Below are 21,393 nucleotides of genomic sequence, written 5' to 3' on the forward strand. Positions count from 1 at the left end.
AAATTAAAATAAAAAATCAAATACCTTTAATAAATTGTAAATAAATGTTAAAAATTATTCCCGATTTTTAATTAAAATCCATCCTGAATACGAAACTGGCAATTGAGTATCAGGTTCTGTCCATCTGATAACATACCAATATGTTCCGGTAGGAAGATTTCTTCCATTGGAAGTTCCATCCCATATATAATTTTTACCTGAAGACTTGTAAACAGAAGCTCCATATCGGTCAGCAACCTCTATCACTACGTTTTGCTTTATTTTTAATTCAGAATAGTTAAGAACGTCATTGATGCCGTCTCCGTTCGGAGTGATCGTGTTGATAAGATTGATCACCAGAAAATCTTTAGTTACGTGACGACATCCGTCTGAGCCCAATACGTATACAGTATGAAGCCCCCTTGACAATCCTGTAAAGACATTGGAAGTCTGATAATCAAAACCGTTTAGTGAATATTTATAAGGAACTGTTCCTCCGGTTACAAAAACGGTAGCTGTAGTACCCACCACGTCTACTTTAGTGATAGCAGGTGCCTGTGATGTGGCTACATTCACGTGCTGGCGGTATACACATCCGTTGAACCCCAGATCCACATAATAAGAGCCAGGTCCCACAGAAACCGTCTGAGTGGTAGCCCCGGTACTCCATAGGTATGAAGAGAATCCTGGTCCTGCATCCAATAGTATTTTTTCATCAAAACAGATGATCTGATCCTGAAGTTTTTCCGATTTTTTAGGCGTTTTCAGAGTCAGTGTTAAAACGGCTGTATTAGGACATGCTGTATTGCTTTGGAATCTTACATAGAAAGTTCCGCCCGCTGCGGTAAGCGTCTGCGATGCTGCAACAGGATTGGTTCCCGCCTGCGCACCGGCCAGTGAAGTATAAAAAGATAAGATCACACCCGGATCAGTCGTAAATAAATTCTTGTAATCATTAAGGTTTACCGCTTCCGAACCATTAAGATCATTGTCGCAGATATCCGCTTTCGCTGAATTAGTGATCAAAGGAATCTTATTTCCGATCGTAAAATTGATTTGTTCCAAAGCCGCAGGGCATTCTCCCACATTGGCGGATACCCTTACATATACTGTCGTATTGGCTGTAAAGGTCCAGTTGGCAGGAAGTATGTTATTGTTTCCTGCATTGGCATCAGCCTGGCTAAGATAATATCTGACCAGGAAATTAGCCGGATTGGTTACGATCTGAGGCGTTACGTTGGCAAAATTGACATTTATTACTCCGTCAAAATTATCATCACAGATACTTGCATTGAAGTTACTGGTGTTGATATTTGGAGTAGGGTAGGTGCTTAATGTAATGGTAGCTGTTTTAGAGCATCCATAGATAGAGGTTACATTCACATATACCGTTCCTGTTGGTCCGGAATAAGTAGCTGGGTTGGCGATCTGACCTGTCAGGTTCGCATTTGTAAAATATGTTTTCGTAGCCGTCGGGTCTGATGTTACGGTGGCTGTAGTAAGGTTGAATGTTCCATTTCCGTTGCTTGCTGCACAGGAGCTCATGGAAGCATTAGCCGTTTGAAGAACATGAGTATTGACTACAATTTTAAAATATTCAAAGGCAGCCGGATTTCCGTTTCCCTGGATATAATAGGTGAAAGTATCCGTAATATCTGAAGTAATACCTGCATTCGGAGTGTATGTGATCTGCCCTGTTGCAGGGTTTACACTGACTGCTCCGTTGGTAGGCTGTACAATGATATTTGTACCGGAAGGATCAACAGTTTGATTAGAATGGGTCAATACCGGAGTTATTACTTTTGTACTACATGATCCGATGTCATAGGTAGTTGTTGTGACAGGTGGACATGCTGTATAATCGTATTCTGCTGTAAATCTGGATTCACAATTGTTTTTAGTAATATAGCATGTATATATTCCTGATCCATACAAGTCAGGATTAATGGTAGGAGTGGTTGCTCCCGGGATTTGCGTACCGTTAAGATACCATTGATAAGAATCATGGCCACTTTCCACTTCCAGAAGTACTCCGTAATAACAATCTCCGGTTTTGGTAATCACCGGAATTGAAGAGAATCCTGCAAAATATCCTCCATATCCTACAGCTCCGTCTCCTGCAGCTATCCCTGCTGTGACAGGTTTGGTGGAGTTTACAGTAATATTGCCCGTTACATTCGGAATGGAGTAGGTTACCCAATCAGGATTTCCGTTCACAGGAGCCGGTCCGTTACCTGTTACAGGATTTCCGTTCACGGTTACTACTGCTCCGGTTTGAGTGATGATATTAAGTTTAGTACTATAAGAAGTATTGCCTATTTTATTAATGTATCCTATTTCATTGATTTCTTTAGGTAAAAAACAGCTTAGCGGCGGTATGAAATTCATTCCTCCTGTCTGATAAACAGTACTTCCGGAAGTTCCGGCAAGCAGCTGATATACATAGACATTTTTGCTGGCGGAAATATTCATATTGTAATTTCCGTTACCATGGTTGATATAGCCTGTCGCTTCAATCATATAATATGCCCCTGCATTAAGGTTAACGCCTGGTACAGGATTTCCGTTGATGGTAAGGGTCGTATTATTTTCAGTAGCAATGATTAAGGCTTTTTCCATTCCTACTGTGGCCGGTCCGTTTCCTTTTACCATTACAAAATCTTTTCCCAGTCTCTCGATAGGAACAGCCTGGTCCATCAGTACATCTACATTATTGTTATTCTGGGTTGTATAGAGGCCGTTAAAGTTCCCGTTTGTTACAGATACCGGTTTATTGGCGACAAGCTTTGCTCCTATCAATCCTTTTCTGTTACTGGCTCCACCCATATTACTATTTACATCAATGATATAGGATTTCCCTTTATTGATGGTGAATGTTCTGCTGGGCATTACGCTGCCGTCAGCGAAAATAACATCAGGATTGTATCCGGATAAGGTTACCGTGGTGTTGTCTTCTGTAGCGGTCACTCCTACAGTGGAGTTTACATGATCTTTCGGAGAGGTAGTAGGAGCTGTGCCTATGAAAAAAGTTTTTCCTACTCCTGCCATCCCTTTCGAGGTAATGATCTCGGCCTGATTGGGAACTGAAAACCTGAAGTTGGCAAAGAATTTTTTAGGTCCTTTGACATGCAGTCCCATCGTATTCTGGGTAAACAGGTTGATCGGAGTGGATGCAATCATATAATTGCTGGGAATGGTAAGCTGTACGGGGTTACCTTTACTTACCTGTACGGTAGAAAACACAGTGTTGTTATTAGAAACCTGTACAGAAAACGGAGTAGTCTCGTTGGTAGAAAGGTATAAATAACATTGAGGGGCTCCCTGAAGAGAACTTGCGGACATTGGAGCAAACCAATGTTCAGTATCTAATTGAGCATTAATAATTGAACCAATAAAAGTACAAATAATCAGTAGAAATTTTTTCATGCGTTATTATAAGGGGCCGCAAATTTAAGCATTAATAAACAATTTTTCATGTAAAAAAAACTTTGAATTTGAGTTTATCCTATAATTGCTGAATATTTAAAATTTACTTCATATTGAGTTAATAATCACGGTTTTTTCCATAAAAAAATCCCGGTGAATTTTCACCGGGATCCCATATTTTTTTGAAAGATGGATTATAAGCTTACTCTTATAAATCCTGTTACTTTTAGATCTGGGTTTACAGATTTTACATAGTCAGCAACAGACTGGTTGGCATCTTTAATGAAAGATTGGTGTACCAATGTGTTGTCTTTGTAGAATCTCTGCATTTTACCTTTAAGGATATTGTCGATGATGTTTTCCGGCTTACCTTCTTTGATTAGAAGTTCTCTTTCGATCTCTAATTCTTTATCGATAGTTTCCTGAGAAACCTGAGTTTCGTCCAAAGCGATTGGGTTCATTGCAGCAACCTGCATAGAAACAGCTTTAGCAGCTTCGTCAGCTCCGTCTACTTTAGCGGAAAGTGAAGTGATTGCAGCGATTTTGTTTCCAGCGTGGATGTATGCTCCTAAGAAAGCTCCCTGGATTCTTTCGAAAGAACCAATCTCGATTTTCTCACCGATAACTCCTGTTTGCTCAACTAATTTCTCAGCAACAGTGATTCCGTGGAAATCTGTAGCTAATAGCTCTTCTTTAGTAGCAGCGAAGATCGCCATTTCAGCTAATTCGTAAGCAAGTTCAACGAATGCTTCGTTTTTAGCAACAAAGTCAGTTTCGCAGTTTAGAGAGATTACAGCACCTAAAGTGTTGTCTTCATTTACTCTTGCGATTACTGCACCTTCAGTAGACTCTCTGTCAGCTCTGTTAGCAGCAACTTTTTGTCCTTTCTTTCTAAGGATATCTACTGCTTTCTCGAAGTCTCCTTCTGCTTCAACTAGAGCTTTTTTGCAGTCCATCATACCTGCACCTGTTTGGTTTCTTAATTTCGCTACGTCTGCAGCAACTGGTGTATAAGACATAATATCTATTATTTTTTTATTTAAGATTAGTATTAATTTTTAGCTTAAATTTAGAGCAGTGCAAAGATAATGATTTTAATGATAAACTAAAAAATGTCTTTTCACGTTATTAATATATTTAATACTATTTTAAAGATTTGATTAATGAAAAAAATCTTCCTTCTTCTATTCATATGCATTTTTTCTCTTGGTTTCAGCCAAAAAAAGAAAAAATCAAAATCTAAAGCTGTTGTAGAAAAAGAAACCATCATTATTTATACAGAGCAGGAAGCTGAAACTTCTAAGGAGGCGAGAGTTATTGCCGGTTTCATCAAGCAGAATCCCGGGCATGCAAAAACCGACTACTTTAAAAGAAGGCTGATGGAAATTATCATGGCAGACAATTCTCCTGAAGCAAAACCTACCATTCGGCCTATCAGCAAAGAAAAAATTGAAAATATTGTCAAAAATAATGAGCTGAATAGCGGTAAAGCGATAGCTGAAAATAAAGCATCCACGGCAAATAATACCAGGAATACGGATAAAATAAATGATGCTATAAACGCTTTGAAAGAAGAAAGACTGGCAAGTCACGCGTCGACAGGTTCAGCCAAAACTGCCGGTGTTTCCAAATCGGAGCCCAGTGAAGCGAATAAAAAAACAGCGGCTATGCTTACTCATCTTTTTAATAATGACATTAATAAGAACGAAGCTTATATCAATATTAAAAACAGATCCGCTTGTAACCTGATCGTGAAAATTAATGGTAAAAAATATTATAATCTAAGCGTTCCCGCAAAAGGGGAAAACTTTATTCTGATAGATAAAGGAGAATATGTACTGACAACTATGGTGTGTGATGCAAAATATTCTTCACTGAAGAAAATTACTCAGGATATTGAAATTGCACTCAATATTGCTGATTAAAAAGAGAAGAAAACTAAAGTAAAAAAGGTTAAGAAGAAATTCTTAACCTTTTTATTTTTTATCCTTTAAACTGTCCCATCGCAATGAATTTATCCTGTCTCTGGGTTTCAAGCTCCTGTCCTGTAAATTTGGAAAAAGCTTTGATATTTTGTAAAATAGAATTCTTTAAGTTCAGATAAGTGGTCTCCTGATCGTAGTGAGCGCCTCCAAGCGGTTCTTCGATAATTCCGTCGATGAACTTTTCTCTCAGGGCATCCTTTGGAGTCAGGTTCAGTGCATTGGCCGCATCTTCCTTGTGATCCCAGTTTCTCCATAAGATAGAAGAGCAGCTTTCCGGTGCAATTACCGTATACCATGTGTTTTCCAGCATGTATACTTTATTTCCTACACCTATTCCTAATGCTCCGCCACTTGCCCCTTCTCCGATGATGTAAGTGAAGATAGGAGTTTTCAGCTGAACCATTTCAAAAATATTTCTGGCAATAGCTTCTCCTTGTCCTCTTTCTTCAGCTTCCAACCCCGGATAAGCTCCCGGTGTATCTACTAAAGTCACCACAGGAATGTTGAATTTTTCAGCAAGCTTCATCAGTCTCAAAGCTTTTCTGTATCCTTCAGGATTGGGCATCCCAAATCTTCTGTGCTGTCTTTCTTTAGTGGTTCTTCCTTTTTGAGTCCCTATGATCATTACTCTCTGACCATCAAGGGTAATCAATCCTCCAATCATTGCCGGATCATCAGCGAAATTTCTGTCTCCATGAAGTTCTAAGAAACTGCCTTTGTCTGCCATTCCGTGGATGTAGTCCAGAGTATAGGGACGATCCGGGTGACGGGACAGCTGTACTCTTTGCCAAGGGGTAAGATTTCCATAGATTTCTTTTTTCTTTTCTAAGATCTTATCCTCAATCTGGCTGCATGCTAATTTTACATCAACACCACTTTCTTCTCCTACTAAAGAACACGTCTGGTATTGATCCATCAATTCTTTGATAGGAAGTTCGAAACTTAAATATTCCATTTCTTGAAGTAAATTAAATCTTTCAAATGTATGAAAAATTATGGTAATTTTATTTAAAATTATTTATAGCATTGTTTATTCTGGAGATACTTTCCTCTTTTCCAAGAGTTTCCAGGATGTCCGGAACGTCCGGACCTTTCAATTCTCCCACCAAAGATAAACGTAAAGGCATCATCACTTTACCCATACCCAATCCTTTGTTTTCAGCGAAATCATGCATGGTCTGTTTCAGGGTCTCTGCTACGAAGTCTGTAGATTCAAAAGTGGTAACCAATTCTCCTAAAATAGCAGACGTTTCATCATTCCATGCTTTTTTTGATGCTTTTTCATCATAAGAAGCCGGAGCTTCAAAGAAAAATTTTCCGTTTTCATAGATGTCTTTGGGGAAGGTCGCTCTTTCTTTCATCAGGTGAATCACTTTTAAAAGCTTCTCATCAGATGCCGCAGAAAAATCAATATCCGTATTTTTAAGGATCTGAAGAAGTTCTTCATCAGACTTCATCTGAATATACTGATGGTTGAACCATTCTGCTTTTTCTTTGCTGAATCTTGCTCCTGCTTTATGTACTTTATGAAGGTCAAATTCTTTGATCATGTCCTCTAAAGGAAGGATTTCCTTATCATCTGCAGGAGACCAGCCCAATAATGCTACCATATTAATGAAAGCATCAGGAAGATAGCCGTTCTCTCTGTATCCTTTGGAAACAACACCTGTTGCCGGGTCTTTAAAATCTAGCGGAAATACCGGGAAACCGAATTTATCACCATCTCTTTTGCTCAATTTTCCTTTTCCTTCAGGCTTTAAGATCAGAGAAAGATGGGCAAACTGTGGCGCTTCCCATTGCATCGCTTCATATAATAAAGTATGCAGTCCTAATGATGGAAGCCATTCTTCACCACGGATCACGTGAGAAATTTCCATTTCATGATCATCAATGATGTTGGCAAAATGATAAGTAGGCATTCCGTCATTTTTTACCAGAACTTTATCATCCAGCGTATTTGTGTTTACAGAGAACTTTCCACGGATGATATCTTCAAGATTCAATACTCTGTCTACAGGCATTTTGAATCGTACCACATAAGGTGTTTTCTCGTCCAGTAATCTCTGTACTTCTTCTTCAGAAAGGGCAAGGCTGTTTCTTAAACGGTTTCTGGTCTTGTTATCATATGAGAAAACATCGCCTTTAGCCTCAAATTCCGCACGCATGGCATCCAGCTCCTCAGGAGTATCGAAAGCCAGATAAGCGTAATCTGTTTTTAAAATTTGTTCCGTATACCTGTCATAGATATCTCTTCTTTCAGACTGTCTGTAAGGAGCAAATTTCCCTCCTTTCTTAGGACTCTCGTCAGGGATGATTCCGCACCACTCCAGTGCTTCTTCAATATATTCTTCAGCTCCTTCCACATATCTCGCAGTATCTGTATCTTCAATTCTCAATACAAATTCTCCGCCTTGGTTTTTAGCAAAAAGATAATCATATAATGCGGTTCTTACGCCTCCCAAATGTAAAGGTCCTGTAGGACTTGGAGCAAAACGTACTCTAACTTTCTCCATTTCAATTTAAATTTTTGCAAATTTACTTAAAATTATGCGTTTACAGGATGATTTATCATTTTGTATTTTTTTGATTTCAACTTTTGTATTGATTTCTGTCGTTCTTCATAAAAATACCGTTTTAAAAGACACTCAATAATCTGATATTAATTATGACTTAATTAACCATTAAATTCACTTAAAAATGATATATATCATTGTTGAATATTGCTTTTCACACACTGTTGAATATTATATTTGCCGGAACTTTTAAATCATACTATGAAAAAACAAATTTTATTCTGCTTCAGCACATTGCTGATGCTTTTCATGGGTTCATGTGCTTCGGAAGAGCTGAACAGTGAAATGACACCTGAGAATCCGGTAAAAGCAAACCGGGCATCCGCTGCGAAATATGCAGGAGATGGAGTTTACGATGTCTTAGGGCATGGTTATAATGTGGCCGGTGAATATGCCAATGCAAGTGCGGCTGGCTTCAAAGTAATTGATCTTGACCGGTTTAAGATCGAACAGGCGAACAGGCTGATTTCTGAAAATACCTTTTCACAGGAATATATTGAAGAATATGGAGAAAATGCTGAGTCTTATTCTAAGATGGTTTCAACCAAAGTGAATGTCACCGCAGGTATTCCTTTGTTTAAAAAAACACTTTCAGTAGGATTTAATTCCGCAGTAACGACAAACAATAAGTTTGAGGCAAAATATATTTACGGAAGTTACAATCTGACTATTAAGCAAAAGAGATTAAGATTCAATGCTACGGCTGATATGCTGGGGGATTATCTGACTCCTGAATTTGCTCAGGATCTGCAGACAAAAACACCACAGCAGATTGTTCAGGATTACGGAACACACGTAATGCTTGATATTTATACAGGAGCAAAGCTTGATGTCTTATTCCAGGCTGAAACAAGAAGCCAGAACCGTGACCGTGCTGCGAGAATCGGTGTGAAGGTAGGAATGAAAGATATTTTTGATGTGGACGTAACCAATGATGTGAACACCTCTGAGTCCCACATGAACTATTCTAAGAAATTATCTTATAAAACAAGAGGAGGAGATCCATCAAAAGGTTTGGTAGGGGACCTGAATCTTGACCAGACCAATCCTAAGATCAATATCTCCAACTGGCAGAACAGTTCCAATGCAACAAATTCAGTTCTTGTAGATTTCGGAACCAACGGACTGATTATTATTTATGATCTGGTAAAAGATCCGGCTAAAAAGGCTCAGCTTAAAGCTTATGTAGATCAGTACCTGATTGATAATAAAGTTTATCTTGAATTTAATACCACCCCGATTTACAGATATTATAATGGTTTAGATCATTATTATACCAGAACTTCAGGCAGCTATCAGGGATACTCTTTCGAAGGGATAGAATTTAATGCATTCCTGTATAAAGCTCCGAACACTGTTCCTGTTTACAGATATTATAACGGAAAGGATCATTATTATACCAAAACTCCGGGATATTATGCAGGATATGTGGATGAAGGAATAGAATTTAATGCATTCGCTACACAGCAGCCTAATACGGTTCCTATTCACAGATATTGGAACGGTAAAGATCATTATTATTCAAGATCCAGCGTAAGACCGGCCGGATACGTTTATGAAGGTATTGAGTTTTATGCCTATTAATTAAAATATATTGTATTTTACCAACAAGCCGTCTCAGAAATGAGCCGGTTTTTTGATGAAATAAGAGCAAGCTTGCGGTATGAAAAATAATATTGTGAAAATATTTTTGTTGATAATGGTAAGGCTGTATGAATATTTCCCGGAGTCTTATCATTAAAAATGTATTTTTGTAACTTGTAATTTTAGTAATCAACAAATAAAGCAATCTGAACAGGTGCAATGAAATATCCTTGACATTGTAGAAATGAAGGATGACGGCAATAGAAATTAACCACATGAATAATAATATTTCACTTTTAATCGGCCTAAAAAATAATCTTGAATATTCGAAAAGCTGTTATTATTCAATAAGGGAGAACTATCCTGATACAGAAATTGTTTTTGTAAGCTACGGAAGTTCAGACGGTACTCATGACTGGCTTGATTCTTTACAGGATGAAAACCTGGTTTCTTTTTTCAGTGAGGAAGAAAAAACGCTTTCAGATACTTACAATAAAGCGATAGAAATTTCCACCAAAGATTATATCTGCTTTTTGCACAATGATATGGTCATTGGCAAAAACTTTTTACCTTCCCTTGAGAAGGTATTACCGGAAAATAGCCTGGTTTACTATAAAGTAATCGAACCTCCGGTTTTTGCTTCAGATAAAAGGCTGTGGAAAGAAATTCAGGATTTCGGAAGTGATTTTGCATCTTTTCAGTTCGATCAGTTTTTTCAGTTTGAGAAGGATCAGGAACAGCATAAAGGAGAATATACTGAAGATGTAAGCTTTTTCCTTGCTGCCAAAAAAGAAGTTCTTACAAAGATCAACGGATTGGATCCCCTTTTTAAGCCTATGTTCTGTGAAGATGACGATCTGATTTTAAGGTTGAGAATGTCCGGGGAAAAGACTTTTGTATGTCCGGACGCGATGGTATATCATTTTGTAAGTAAAACTTCAAGATTTTCGGAAGAGTTTCAAAACAAAACCCGCAAAATTGAAGAATATTCACTCCGTAATTTTGTACGTAAATGGGGATTCACCAATCAGTCGAAGACAAAAAAGAAACTGCAATACGGACTGGTTCTGGAAAACCCGATTGATGAAGCAGTACATGAATTGGAAATATTTGTAGATCATATCTACTCGGATTATAACGCGGACTTATATATAAAGAACGAGCAAAAAAATACAAGGTTCGATTTAAAAGAAAAATTCAGAGCTAAAAGCGCAGCGGTTACTGATGATATCATTATCCGTTTTGATGCCAGTAAACTTTCTGATAAAAACAGGTACACTTTCAGAAACCTTGCAGATTGCATTGAAGATAAGAAGAACGCAAAAAGAAATATTTTTCAAAAGCTTTTGGGAAAACCGGATCATTTTAAGATCAATAACCTGAAGCTTGAAATACAGCAGGACAAGTCCTATGAACAACAACTCATAATCAGAAAAAATGTTTGATTTTTTAAAACCCATAACGATAACTTACGGTATTACTGTCTGTAATGAGCATAAGGAATTAAAGGTGCTTTTGGATATACTGCTGCCGTTAATTGACAAGAACGATGAAATTCTCATCTTACGGGATATTACCCATCCTGATCAAAAAGTAGGGGAGCTGCTTGATACCTACCGATCTAAAGTAAACATTATCGAAGCTAAGCTGAACGGAGATTTTGCAACCTTTAAAAACAAGCTTATTGAAAATGCAAAATCCAGATATCTGTTCCAGATCGATGCAGATGAATATCCGACAGAACATTTTATAAAAACGTTGAAGCCCTACCTGAAGAAGGAAAAGAGCGTAGAGATGTTTTTTGTTCCGAGAATCAATATCGTGGAAGGGATTACGGAAGAATATGTACAGCAGATGGGCTGGAATATGAATGAAGAAGGCTACATCAATTTTCCGGATTATCAGGCGAGAATTATTAAAAACAATAAGAAGATCTTCTGGAAAAATAAAGTTCATGAAGTGCTTTACGGAAATAAGAACTTTACGGAAATACCAAAGAAATATGAATTATCGTTAATTCATAAGAAGAATTTTGAAAAGCAGAAGATGCAGAATGATTTTTATGAAACATTGGAAGACTAATCAGATTGAATTATTAGAAAATTAGAATGGCAGAGTTAGGAATTAACGTTTTTGGATTTATTAATGGTGAGTTTGGTATTGCTGAGGCGACAAGGCTCAATTGTAAAGCGATACAGAGTGCAGGAGTTCCGATCAGTTTGATCAATTATAATGTGACGACCAACCACAACAACAATGATCTTACGTTTACGGAGTTTTCCGATCATGCGCCGTATCCGATCAATCTTATCCAGATCTCTCCTTCAGAGACCCCTAATTTTTTTGATTATTTTGACCATTCTTTCTTTAAAGATAAATATAATATTCTCTATATGGCCTGGGAATCGGAGACGATTCCCGAGGATTATGTGATGAATATGAACCTTTTCGATGAGATCTGGACTCCGTCCACTTATTGTAAAGAATGCATTGAAAAATATGTAGGCTTGCCGGTGCGGGTCATTCCCCATCCTATCCATATCGAATTAAAGGATACCGATGATGAAGATGCTTTGCATTTCTATAATAAAGACCTTTTTAATTTTCTTTTCATTTTTGATTACAACAGTTCTGTGGAAAGAAAGAATGTTTTCAATCTTATCAGAGTTTTCAGAGAAACGTTTGATCAGGGGGAAAACAATGCATTTCTGACCATCAAAACATCCAGGTCCCAAAAGTTCCCTTCCGAGAAGGAGCAGATCCTGCAGGCTATCGGCGATTCCAAAAAAATAAAGATCGTTGAAAAGATCTTTGATAAAAATGCGCTGAATTATGTGATCAGCAACTGCGACAGCTATATTTCCCTTCACAGATCAGAAGGTTTCGGACTGACGATGGCTGAAGCTATGTATTTTAGTAAACCGGTCATTGCTACAGGATATTCTGGAAATCTTGAATTTATGAACGAAGAAAACAGCTTCCTGGTTCCTGCGGAGGTCATTGCTTCAGATTCGAATGTGATCAACTACGCAGCCAATACCGTTTGGTCAGAACCCTCACTGAAAGAAGCTGCTTTCTGTTTAAAAACGGTGTATGAAGGAAAGGATCGGGTGCAGGAGAAAGCGGAAAAAGGCCATCAGACCATTGTGGAGGACCTTTCCCTGAAAAGAGTAGGGCAGCTAATCAAAAAAAGAGGAGAAGAGCTTTTTGCTGAAAAAAGGATCGGGCAGAATAAATCTACACTGATCAAACTCTATGTAGAAAATATCTTATTGAAAAAAGATCTCAGAATCTACAAGAAAAGCGCTCCGATTCAATTTATATACAATATCAAAATGTATTTCAGAAACAGAAAAGGCAAGAAATAATTACTTCTTGCCTTTGATCTTTTTGAGGAAAGCATTTACTTTCTTTCTCGCTTTATTATAGAGGGTACGCTCCAGATAATTTACTTTGGTATTCAGTCTTTCGATCTCACTCAGGTAGAAAACATTATTCACATCATTGCCGCCACTGCTTTCCTTTTTGCCAAAACCATCGATGAACTTTAGTCTTATATCGAATAATTCTCCTATAGCTTTGAGAGAGAAGTTATCTGCGATCTGAGACTTTGCATTTTCCCTTCTGCTTCCCAGCGCATTAAAATTATTTTTAATGTACAGAAGCTTGGCAACAGCATCCTGAAGATTTGGCTTGGCAAGAGTCAGCCCTTCATCAATTAACCCTTTTGTATTAGCTGTTTTGATGAACTCATACTGAACAAGAAAACTGTTGTTCACATTCATGAAGTCCAGATTCCCGGAATATCCTGTTCCTACCACAATTTTTCCATAGGCCATTGCCTCTGCCATCGTCAGTCCGAAACCTTCCGAACCGTGAAGAGAGATCAAGACATCAGACTGCTGGATCAGAGAATGCAGCTTTTCTTTTGAAAAATGCTCATTAATGATAATGACATTGGGAATGTCTGCATACTTTTCAAGGGCTTTCTGAGCATCCTTGCTTCTTTCGAGATTATGGGTCTTTACGACTAAAATACTCTCTTTATCCTCTTTAAATACAGTCGTGAAAGCTTCCAGCGTTGCCTCAGGATTTTTTCTGATGGTAGTACTCAAAGAGTCAAAGATTGTAAGATATATCTTTGAATCCGGAGAAATATTATATTGGCTGGGATCAAAATCTTTGGATTCTTCCATCTTCTGAATGGGATGGGAGAATCTGAGAACAGGAATTCCCGTATATTTTGTGAAAATATTGACACAGAAATCACTAGGTACCCAAAGCTCATCAAAAACATTGAGTATTTCCACCACTTTATCGGAAACCTCAGGAAATTCCCAGGCCCAATAAATAATATTGTAATGGTCTTTGAGATTCAGATCCTGATTTTTGGAAAAAAAGTTGTTGATAAAATTGATGTTAATGTGGAAAATATTAATCGAGGCTTCCACTTTCTGTGCGGAATTATTTTCAATTCTTTCGAATGTTTCACTGGAATAATTGATGCGGTTTACCTTAATGCCTACAGCTTCCAATGCTAAGGCATTAAGTCGGGTAGCTTCGGAAATTCCGAAATTTCCGTCAAAAAAACCATGATAATTTACACTTAATGACATGGATTATAATGTTTTAAGTTTTTCTTTTACTTCTTCGGGAGAAAATGCTCTCAGGCTGTCAACGGAGTTCTGGCTTAATGTATTCCAAAGTTCTTCGTCACTGTTCAATTGAAGAATAGCCTGTGCAAAGCTGTTTTCATCATTAGCGATCAGTACATTCTTTCTGTCGGTCAGTTTCATCCCTTCGGCACCGATATCTGTAGTGATGACCGGGAAGAAATATTCAAAAGCCTGCCCGATCTTTCCTTTCACTCCTGCACCGAACCTCAAAGGGGCCACCATAATTTTTGAATTCATAAAAAGCTCTTCAATGCTTTCCACAAATCCTAAAAATTTAAATTTCGGGTATTGCCTGATATCAAGCTTTTCAGCAACATTACCAATGATGCTTACTTCCAGTTCGGGATTGGTTTTCCAGACAAGAGGCATTATTTTTTCATATAAGAACCTGACGGCATCAATATTCGGCTCATGGATGGAGCCGATGAAAATGATCCCTTTACTTTCACTGAAGCTTTTCCTTTCAGAAATATCAATCTTAGGATAATGGATATTGGAGACTGTGATGATCTTATTCTTATCCGCATATTGTCCCATGATCTCTTTTTCTTTGTCAGAAATGGCAATAATATAATCCAGTTGTGGAGCGACAATTGTTTCGAGGCGGAAAAAATGTTTATAATTCTTCCTTAATGAGATACGGTTGGGTTCCAGTTCGATAGCTCTTTTAAACCTTAAAAAATGAATATCCACCATGTCGTAAATAAATTGGGCATGAGGCAGGATGCTTTTCATTTTTTTATAGAAAAGGTTAAGGGCAAGAGGACCGTTGAACCAAACGTAATCGATATTTTTAAAGGAAGAAAGAAAGTCGTATATATTTTTATACTTATTATTTTCTGCAAAAACGATCACATGGTGCTGCTGATAGAATTTTACATAAGAATTGTCCTCAAAAATATGAGGCGCAAACAGAATACAGTTGTAGCCTAATTCTTTGTAGATTAAAATAAGTTCTTTAAGCCTGTTGGCACCGGACTCTTTATCATGGGCAGGAAAATCTCTTGAAGCAAAAAGAATTGTTTTTTGGGAAGCGTCATACAGATGAATATTGACGATATCCTGGGTTTGGAGATGTTTGAGCTTTTCTTTCCTTTTGAAATATTTTTTTATTTTTTTTAAGATTCCCATTTGCTAGTTTTTAGTATCCAATTCAAAGACTTTGTTTACCCAGCTGTCCAAAGTATATTTGTAATAGATCTCTTCCGGAACTTTTTCGTAGGGTTTTTCAAAGAAAGATTTGTCAAGATTACTAATATTTTTGTTTAAAATCAAAATATTATTGGGATTGTAAAAATCGTAGGTTTTAATGGCTTCATTATCCGTAATGATCTTCTTTTCCAGGGCCAGCGCCTCAAACACCCTGAAGCTAAGCCCATATTGCCCTTCACGCATGAGGTCGAGCAAAACTTTTGAGTTCTTATAGTACAACGGAAGATCATTATGGGGAATCTTCTTTATACTGAAGATCAGGAAAAGATTTTTCGGAACTGTCATGAAAATATTGGTAAGCTGATGCTTCCATGATTTTTTTCCAATGACCATGATCTGGAACTTCAAGCCGTTGTCAATCAGTTTTTTGGCTAATAATTTTATCCTGGAAACTCTCCGGTTATCATATGATGTGATATAAAAAAGGTCCATTTCAGGATTCTGAGCTTCTTTGGGAGTGTGCGGAAGATAAATATAGTTTGTTAATTTTTCAAAGCCATGCTTCTTTACATCTATCCTGTCAAAAGAGAATACTTTATCAAAAAGATAGAGTTTATCTTCTACAGGAACTCTTTCCAGATTGTCATAAAGGTAAGTGATCAGCCGGTCTGTATATTTTCTGATGCTTTGAAGGGTAGAAAGGTCAAACGTATCAGGATTCAGAACCAGTATCTGATCCTGATGGCCCAGTTTTTCCAAAGAGTCAAGAACGTATTTCTGCCTCTTTTCCGTCTTAAGATTTTTGTTTAAAAAAGTTTTGCTTAAAGCATTGACTGCCCTTTCGTTGAAGTTGGAATGAGTAACGGAACTAATCTTTATATGATGTGCATCAATACCCCGTTTGCATAATGTTTCAACAATATACTTATCATAATCCCAAAAATCATAACTAATGATACAAATCTTCATTCAACTAATTTTGCTCTTTTTTTAATGATTCATATGTTTCAAACACGCTTAAAGATTGCAGGTAGGATAGCTGATATCCTTCCTTTCCGTCTAAAACACCAAGTCTCATTATATAGGCTTTAAAGAATTTAAAAGCTGTTTTAAGATATTGAACTAAAACACTGTACTTTTTCCCTTTTGCAGCCAGTTCTTTTCCCTTTAAGATCCCGTAATGAATCATTTTTTTTCTATAGGACTCATAATCTGAAACGGAGTAATGAAGTAATTTATTTTTCAGTATCCCGATGCTTCCGTTCACTTCGAGGGTTTCATGTACTTTTTTTCCGTCCATATATCTGGCTTTCGATTTTCTGAAAAGCCTGAAATTTTTATCAGACTGCGTTCCTGAAAAATGAATCGGTTTTTGGGCAAAAAAGAATTTCCTGTAAAAATAATAGGCATCCTTTTGCCCGGGGGTATTCAGTACATCTATAATTTCCTCTTTTAATGCAGGGGGAATTCTCTCATCTCCATCCAAAAATAATACCCAATCGTTTTTTGCAGCATCAAGAGCTAAATTTCTTTGTTTTGTAAAGTCTTCAAATTTGTTCTGAATTACCTTTACATGGGGGAATTTTTTTGCAATTTCTACAGTTTTGTCCGTGCTGAATGAGTCTATTACAATGATCTCATCACAAAAATCAAAACATTCAAGGACGTCCTGTATATTTTTTTCTTCATTGTATGTTATGATCAAACCACTTATATTCATCACAACGATTTGTTTAATAAGGAAATACGAAATATCTCTCTTAATGTCATTCTAAATAGTTTTATTCTTTCAAAGATAAGTTTTAATTTGAATTTTTTTGACGAATCTTTGTCATTTATATCTATTCTATATACCCTGCAGAAATACAGTCTGAAAGGGTACATTTCATTTTATTCTGATTCATACTGCAAATACGATTCCTAAATTTTTATAAACGGCAAAAAAAATGTTTTTTATGTCTTTTTAAGAATATTTTAGCTTTATGGCGAGGGGCATATCGATATTTCCTGAATACATTAAGGGTATGGCTTTTTGACCATACCCATTAATTTTTTTCTCAGAAATCAACAGTTAAAATCGTGTTGACCGTATTTATAATACAATTAAATGTGTGAGAAATAGCTTATTTAAACTCAAGAATCGTTTTTTCGATGATCTTCACACAGTCCAGCAACTGTTCTTCTGTAATGACCAATGGCGGTGCAAGTCTGATGATATTACCGTGTGTTGGTTTTGCAAGCAATCCGTTTTCTTTTAGCTGTAAGCAAAGGTTCCATGCGGTAGAGCTTTCAGGAGTATCGTTGATCAGAATAGCATTTAAAAGCCCTTTTCCTCTTACTTTGGTAATAAGTCCGGTCTTTTCAATGAGCTTTTCAATTTCTGATCTGAATAGCTGTCCAAGCTGTTCCGCTCTTTCAGATAATTTTTCTTCAGCAACTACATCCAATGCTGCTACTGCTACTGCACAGGCAATTGGATTTCCTCCGAATGTAGAACCATGTTGTCCCGGCTTAATAACATTCATAATGGAATCGTTGGCCAAAACAGCAGATACAGGATACATTCCTCCGGAAAGAGCTTTTCCCAAGATCAGAATATCAGGCTGTACATCTTCATGATGACAGGCGATCAGTCTCCCGGTTCTTGCAATACCGGTCTGTACTTCATCGGCAATGAAAAGTACGTTGTGCTTTTTACAAAGCTCAGACGCTTTTCTAAGGAAATTTTCATCCGGAACATATACTCCTGCCTCCCCCTGGATAGGTTCTACCAGGAATGCTGCAATATTTCCCGCTTCTCTGTTCAGTACTTCTTCCAATGCTGCGATATCATTATAAGGGATCTTGATAAATCCAGGGGTAAAAGGTCCGTAATTTTGGTTGGCATCCGGATCATTGGAGAAAGAAACGATGGTTGTTGTTCTTCCGTGGAAGTTGTTTTCACAAACGATGATCTTCGCTGCATTTTCAGAAATTCCTTTTACTTCATAGCTCCATTTTCTGGCAAGCTTTACTGCTGTTTCCACCGCTTCAGCTCCGGAATTCATCGGTAAAACCTTATCAAACCCGAAAAGAGTTGTTATTTTCTGTTCGTATTCTCCCAGTTTGGAGTTGTAGAAAGCTCTTGAAGTTAAAGCCAGTTTCTGTGCCTGTTCTACCAATGCTTCTACAATTTTAGGATGGGAATGTCCCTGGTTCACAGCAGAATATGCTGAAAGAAAATCATAATACCTTTTGCCCTCTACATCCCAAACGAAAACACCTTCTCCACGATCCAGGACTACTGGAAGAGGGTGATAGTTATGCGCTCCATATTGGTCTTCAAGGTCAATAAAATACTGTGAGTTTTTTGTTTTTTCTGCTGTTGACATATGTTTTGGTTTTCAACAAATTTACATAATATTAATGAGATGAATAAACAAATCTCTGATGCAGTCAAAGGGCAGGATTGAAGTGAATTTTAAGAGGGAATAAAATAGTATTGGAAAATATTTTCTTTGTCAATGGCATGTTGTAGGTATTATATCTTTATCACAATTAATTTTCTTTCTGACTAATTTTTAATTTAAACGGAAATAAAAGGTTTCAATACCTGACACCATAAAAAAACTGCCTCAAATAGAGACAGTTTCAAATTTTTATTTTAAAATAATCTTAGTGATTATCGTATTTTCTATCCATTACAAAATCCTCCATGAATTTTGTCGTATAGTTTCCTGCAAGATAATCTTCATTATCCATCAGTTGTCTGTGGAAAGGAATTGTTGTTTTTACGCCTTCAATATAGAATTCCTCAAGGGCACGTCTCATTTTAGCAATAGCTTCCTCACGGGTCTGAGCCGTAGTGATAAGCTTAGCGATCATAGAGTCATAGTTAGAGGGGATTGTATATCCGGAATACACATGAGTATCTACTCTGATTCCGTGTCCGCCAGGGATGTTTAATCCTGTGATTTTTCCCGGAGACGGTCTGAAGTCTGCGTAAGGATCTTCCGCGTTGATTCTACATTCGATTGAATGTAATTTAGGGTAGTAGTTGATTCCTGAAATAGGAGTTCCTGCAGCAAGAAGAATTTGTTCTCTGATCAGGTCATAATCAATGACCTGCTCTGTAATAGGGTGCTCTACCTGGATTCTTGTATTCATTTCCATGAAATAGAAATTTCTGTGCTTGTCTACAAGAAATTCGATGGTTCCTACCCCTTCGTATCCAATGAATTCCGCTGCTTTTACAGCTGCTTCACCCATTTTCTCACGAAGTTCATCTGTCATGAAAGGGGAAGGAGTTTCTTCAGTAAGCTTCTGATTTCTTCTCTGTACGGAGCAGTCTCTTTCAGAAAGGTGACAAGCTTTACCGAATTGGTCTCCTGCAACCTGAATTTCAATATGCCTAGGCTCCTCGATCAGTTTCTCCATGTACATACCTCCGTTTCCAAAGGCTGCCACAGCTTCCTGAATTGCAGATTCCCAGTGGTCTTTAAGGTCTTCAGCTTTCCAAACGGCTCTCATCCCTTTACCACCACCACCGGCAGTCGCTTTGATCATCACCGGATAACCGATTTCTTCTGCCGTTTTTGCTGCTATTTCGTAAGATTCGATCAAACCGTCAGAACCGGGTACACAAGGTACGCCTGCTGCTTTCATGGTCGCTTTGGCATTAGCTTTGTCTCCCATTTTCTCGATCTGTTCAGGAGAGGCACCGATAAATTTGATACCGTTCTTCTGGCAGATCCTTGAGAAATTAGCATTTTCAGATAAGAATCCGTAACCTGGGTGAATAGCATCAGCATTGGTGATTTCAGCTGCCGCAATGATATTAGGGATTTTAAGGTATGAGTCTTTGCTCATCGCAGGACCAATACAAACCGCTTCATCAGCAAATCTTACGTGAAGACTGTCTTTGTCTGCAGTAGAATATACCGCAACGGTTTTGATCCCCATTTCTTTACAAGTACGTAAAATACGCATTGCAATTTCGCCACGATTGGCTATTAATATTTTTTTGAACATCTTCTTTAATTTGAAAATTAGATAATTTGAAAATTAGATAATGCGGTGATGCGACGATGCGAATGGGATAAAATCAAAGCTGTAAACTTCCAGCATCCTTGTTCCCGCTTCCATCTTCTGACATCTAATGTCTAACATCTAACTTTTCAATTAAGATGGATCTACTAAGAATAATGGTTGGTCGTATTCTACAGGTGTAGCATCGTCAACCAGGATCTTAACGATTTTTCCACTGATCTCAGACTCGATCTGGTTGAATAGCTTCATGGCTTCGATTACGCAAACTACTTTACCAACAGAAACTTCGTCACCTACATTTACAAATACGTCCTTATCAGGAGATGGTTTTCTATAGAAAGTACCGATCATTGGAGATTTGATCGTTACATATTTGCTGTCATCAGATGCAGCTTCAGCTTTCTCAGCAGGTGCAGCAGCCGGAGTTGCAACAGGTGCCGGAGCAGCTACTGCTTGTGGAGCAGTATGGTATACTGCAGGTTGTGCATAAACAGCTTCGCTTCCAGCTAATGGAGTTTTAATAGTGATTTCGAAATCTTTAGTTTTGTATTTTACCTCTGAAACTTCAGCCTTAGATACAAACTTGATAAGATTTTGTATGTCTTTAATGTCCATAAATTTGATATTTGATTTTGTTCCAAAGATACCAAAAAAACGTAAAAAACAACAAAAAACCGCCGAATTTTATCAAAATTGGGCGGTTTTTGTATTAAAATGAGGCTTTTTCAATGAAAAGCGTCTCTTAGTTTTCTTCAGTAGCAGCTACTTCTTTTTCCAATACTACTTTACCTCTGTAGTAAAGTTTTCCTTCATGCCAGTGAGCTCTGTGATATAGGTGAAGCTCTCCTGTTGTTGCATCTTTAGCTAATTGAGGAACTACAGCTTTGTAGTGAGTTCTTCTCTTATCTCTTCTTGTAGACGACTGTCTTCTCTTTGGATGTGCCATTTTCTAATAACTTTTTTAATTGATGAGCGATGAGATTCATCATC

The 21,393-nt window shown here is 37.5% G+C and carries 17 protein-coding genes; 5 read left to right on the forward strand and 12 right to left on the reverse strand.

The features are described 5' to 3' along the window. Positions 1 to 54: 54 nt before the first annotated feature. Positions 55 to 3,405 carry a T9SS type B sorting domain-containing protein gene (locus AC4IF5_RS04270; RefSeq protein ID WP_490732011.1) on the reverse strand — a complete coding sequence of 1,117 codons (3,351 nt, stop codon included), beginning with the start codon at positions 3,403 to 3,405 and terminating at the stop codon, positions 55 to 57. Between the two features lie 194 nt (positions 3,406 to 3,599). Continuing rightward, positions 3,600 to 4,424: a translation elongation factor Ts gene (gene tsf, locus AC4IF5_RS04275; RefSeq protein ID WP_490732013.1), complete on the reverse strand. Its 825-nt coding sequence runs from the start codon at positions 4,422 to 4,424 to the stop codon at positions 3,600 to 3,602. 144 nt (positions 4,425 to 4,568) lie between these two features. Here tsf and AC4IF5_RS04280 point away from each other — a divergent pair, with 144 nt between their 5' ends. Next, positions 4,569 to 5,330, forward strand: coding sequence for a DUF6759 domain-containing protein (locus AC4IF5_RS04280; protein WP_490732015.1), 762 nt, complete (start codon positions 4,569 to 4,571; stop codon positions 5,328 to 5,330). A gap of 58 nt (positions 5,331 to 5,388) precedes the next feature. Here AC4IF5_RS04280 and AC4IF5_RS04285 read toward each other — a convergent pair whose 3' ends face one another. Together AC4IF5_RS04285 and gltX are read right to left on the reverse strand one after the other, a co-directional pair. Next, positions 5,389 to 6,345: an acetyl-CoA carboxylase carboxyltransferase subunit alpha gene (locus AC4IF5_RS04285; RefSeq protein WP_490732017.1), complete on the reverse strand. Its 957-nt coding sequence runs from the start codon at positions 6,343 to 6,345 to the stop codon at positions 5,389 to 5,391. Between the two features lie 49 nt (positions 6,346 to 6,394). Continuing rightward, complete coding sequence (gene gltX / locus AC4IF5_RS04290) at positions 6,395 to 7,903, reverse strand: glutamate--tRNA ligase (RefSeq protein WP_490732019.1); 1,509 nt, start codon at positions 7,901 to 7,903, stop codon at positions 6,395 to 6,397. Positions 7,904 to 8,164: 261 nt separating this feature from the next. Here gltX and AC4IF5_RS04295 point away from each other — a divergent pair, with 261 nt between their 5' ends. The 4 genes from AC4IF5_RS04295 (at position 8,165) to AC4IF5_RS04310 (ending at position 12,915) form a co-directional block, all read left to right on the forward strand. Further along, entirely contained in the window at positions 8,165 to 9,547 is a 1,383-nt protein-coding gene (locus AC4IF5_RS04295) for an MAC/perforin domain-containing protein (protein WP_490732021.1), read from the forward strand. Positions 9,548 to 9,822: 275 nt separating this feature from the next. Beyond that, a complete protein-coding gene (locus AC4IF5_RS04300) occupies positions 9,823 to 10,992 on the forward strand; it encodes a glycosyltransferase family 2 protein (protein ID WP_490732023.1) in 1,170 nt (389 codons plus the stop codon). Further along, complete coding sequence (locus tag AC4IF5_RS04305) at positions 10,985 to 11,629, forward strand: glycosyltransferase (RefSeq protein ID WP_490732025.1); 645 nt, start codon at positions 10,985 to 10,987, stop codon at positions 11,627 to 11,629. The genes AC4IF5_RS04300 and AC4IF5_RS04305 overlap by 8 nt, the downstream gene beginning before the upstream one ends. Positions 11,630 to 11,655: 26 nt before the next feature. Continuing rightward, on the forward strand, positions 11,656 to 12,915 hold the full coding sequence (locus AC4IF5_RS04310; protein WP_490732026.1) for a glycosyltransferase: 1,260 nt from the start codon (positions 11,656 to 11,658) through the stop codon (positions 12,913 to 12,915). Here the strand turns inward: AC4IF5_RS04310 and AC4IF5_RS04315 are convergent, their stop codons facing one another. The 8 genes from AC4IF5_RS04315 to rpmF all read right to left on the reverse strand — a co-directional run bounded on the left by AC4IF5_RS04315 (position 12,916) and on the right by rpmF (position 21,349). Next, on the reverse strand, positions 12,916 to 14,163 hold the full coding sequence (locus tag AC4IF5_RS04315) for a glycosyltransferase (RefSeq protein WP_490732028.1): 1,248 nt from the start codon (positions 14,161 to 14,163) through the stop codon (positions 12,916 to 12,918). 3 nt (positions 14,164 to 14,166) lie between these two features. Then, a complete protein-coding gene (locus tag AC4IF5_RS04320; protein WP_490732030.1) occupies positions 14,167 to 15,354 on the reverse strand; it encodes a glycosyltransferase family 4 protein in 1,188 nt (395 codons plus the stop codon). A gap of 3 nt (positions 15,355 to 15,357) precedes the next feature. Continuing rightward, positions 15,358 to 16,344, reverse strand: a complete 987-nt coding sequence (locus AC4IF5_RS04325) for a WaaS/CpsH family glycosyltransferase (protein ID WP_490732032.1) — start codon at positions 16,342 to 16,344, stop codon at positions 15,358 to 15,360. A gap of 4 nt (positions 16,345 to 16,348) precedes the next feature. Further along, positions 16,349 to 17,095, reverse strand: a complete 747-nt coding sequence (locus AC4IF5_RS04330) for a glycosyltransferase family 2 protein (RefSeq protein ID WP_490732034.1) — start codon at positions 17,093 to 17,095, stop codon at positions 16,349 to 16,351. A 403-nt stretch (positions 17,096 to 17,498) separates the two neighbouring features. Beyond that, positions 17,499 to 18,746 (reverse strand): ornithine--oxo-acid transaminase, encoded by a 1,248-nt coding sequence (gene rocD / locus AC4IF5_RS04335; protein WP_490732036.1) that lies wholly within the window; start codon positions 18,744 to 18,746, stop codon positions 17,499 to 17,501. A 283-nt stretch (positions 18,747 to 19,029) separates the two neighbouring features. Continuing rightward, entirely contained in the window at positions 19,030 to 20,385 is a 1,356-nt protein-coding gene (gene accC / locus AC4IF5_RS04340; RefSeq protein ID WP_490732038.1) for an acetyl-CoA carboxylase biotin carboxylase subunit, read from the reverse strand. A 150-nt stretch (positions 20,386 to 20,535) separates the two neighbouring features. Next, positions 20,536 to 21,018, reverse strand: coding sequence for an acetyl-CoA carboxylase biotin carboxyl carrier protein (accB, locus tag AC4IF5_RS04345; protein WP_101239216.1), 483 nt, complete (start codon positions 21,016 to 21,018; stop codon positions 20,536 to 20,538). A gap of 127 nt (positions 21,019 to 21,145) precedes the next feature. Beyond that, entirely contained in the window at positions 21,146 to 21,349 is a 204-nt protein-coding gene (rpmF, locus tag AC4IF5_RS04350) for a 50S ribosomal protein L32 (RefSeq protein WP_002976251.1), read from the reverse strand. Positions 21,350 to 21,393 lie beyond the last annotated feature (44 nt).

It is taken from the genome of Chryseobacterium sp. UF-290 (assembly GCF_058245615.1).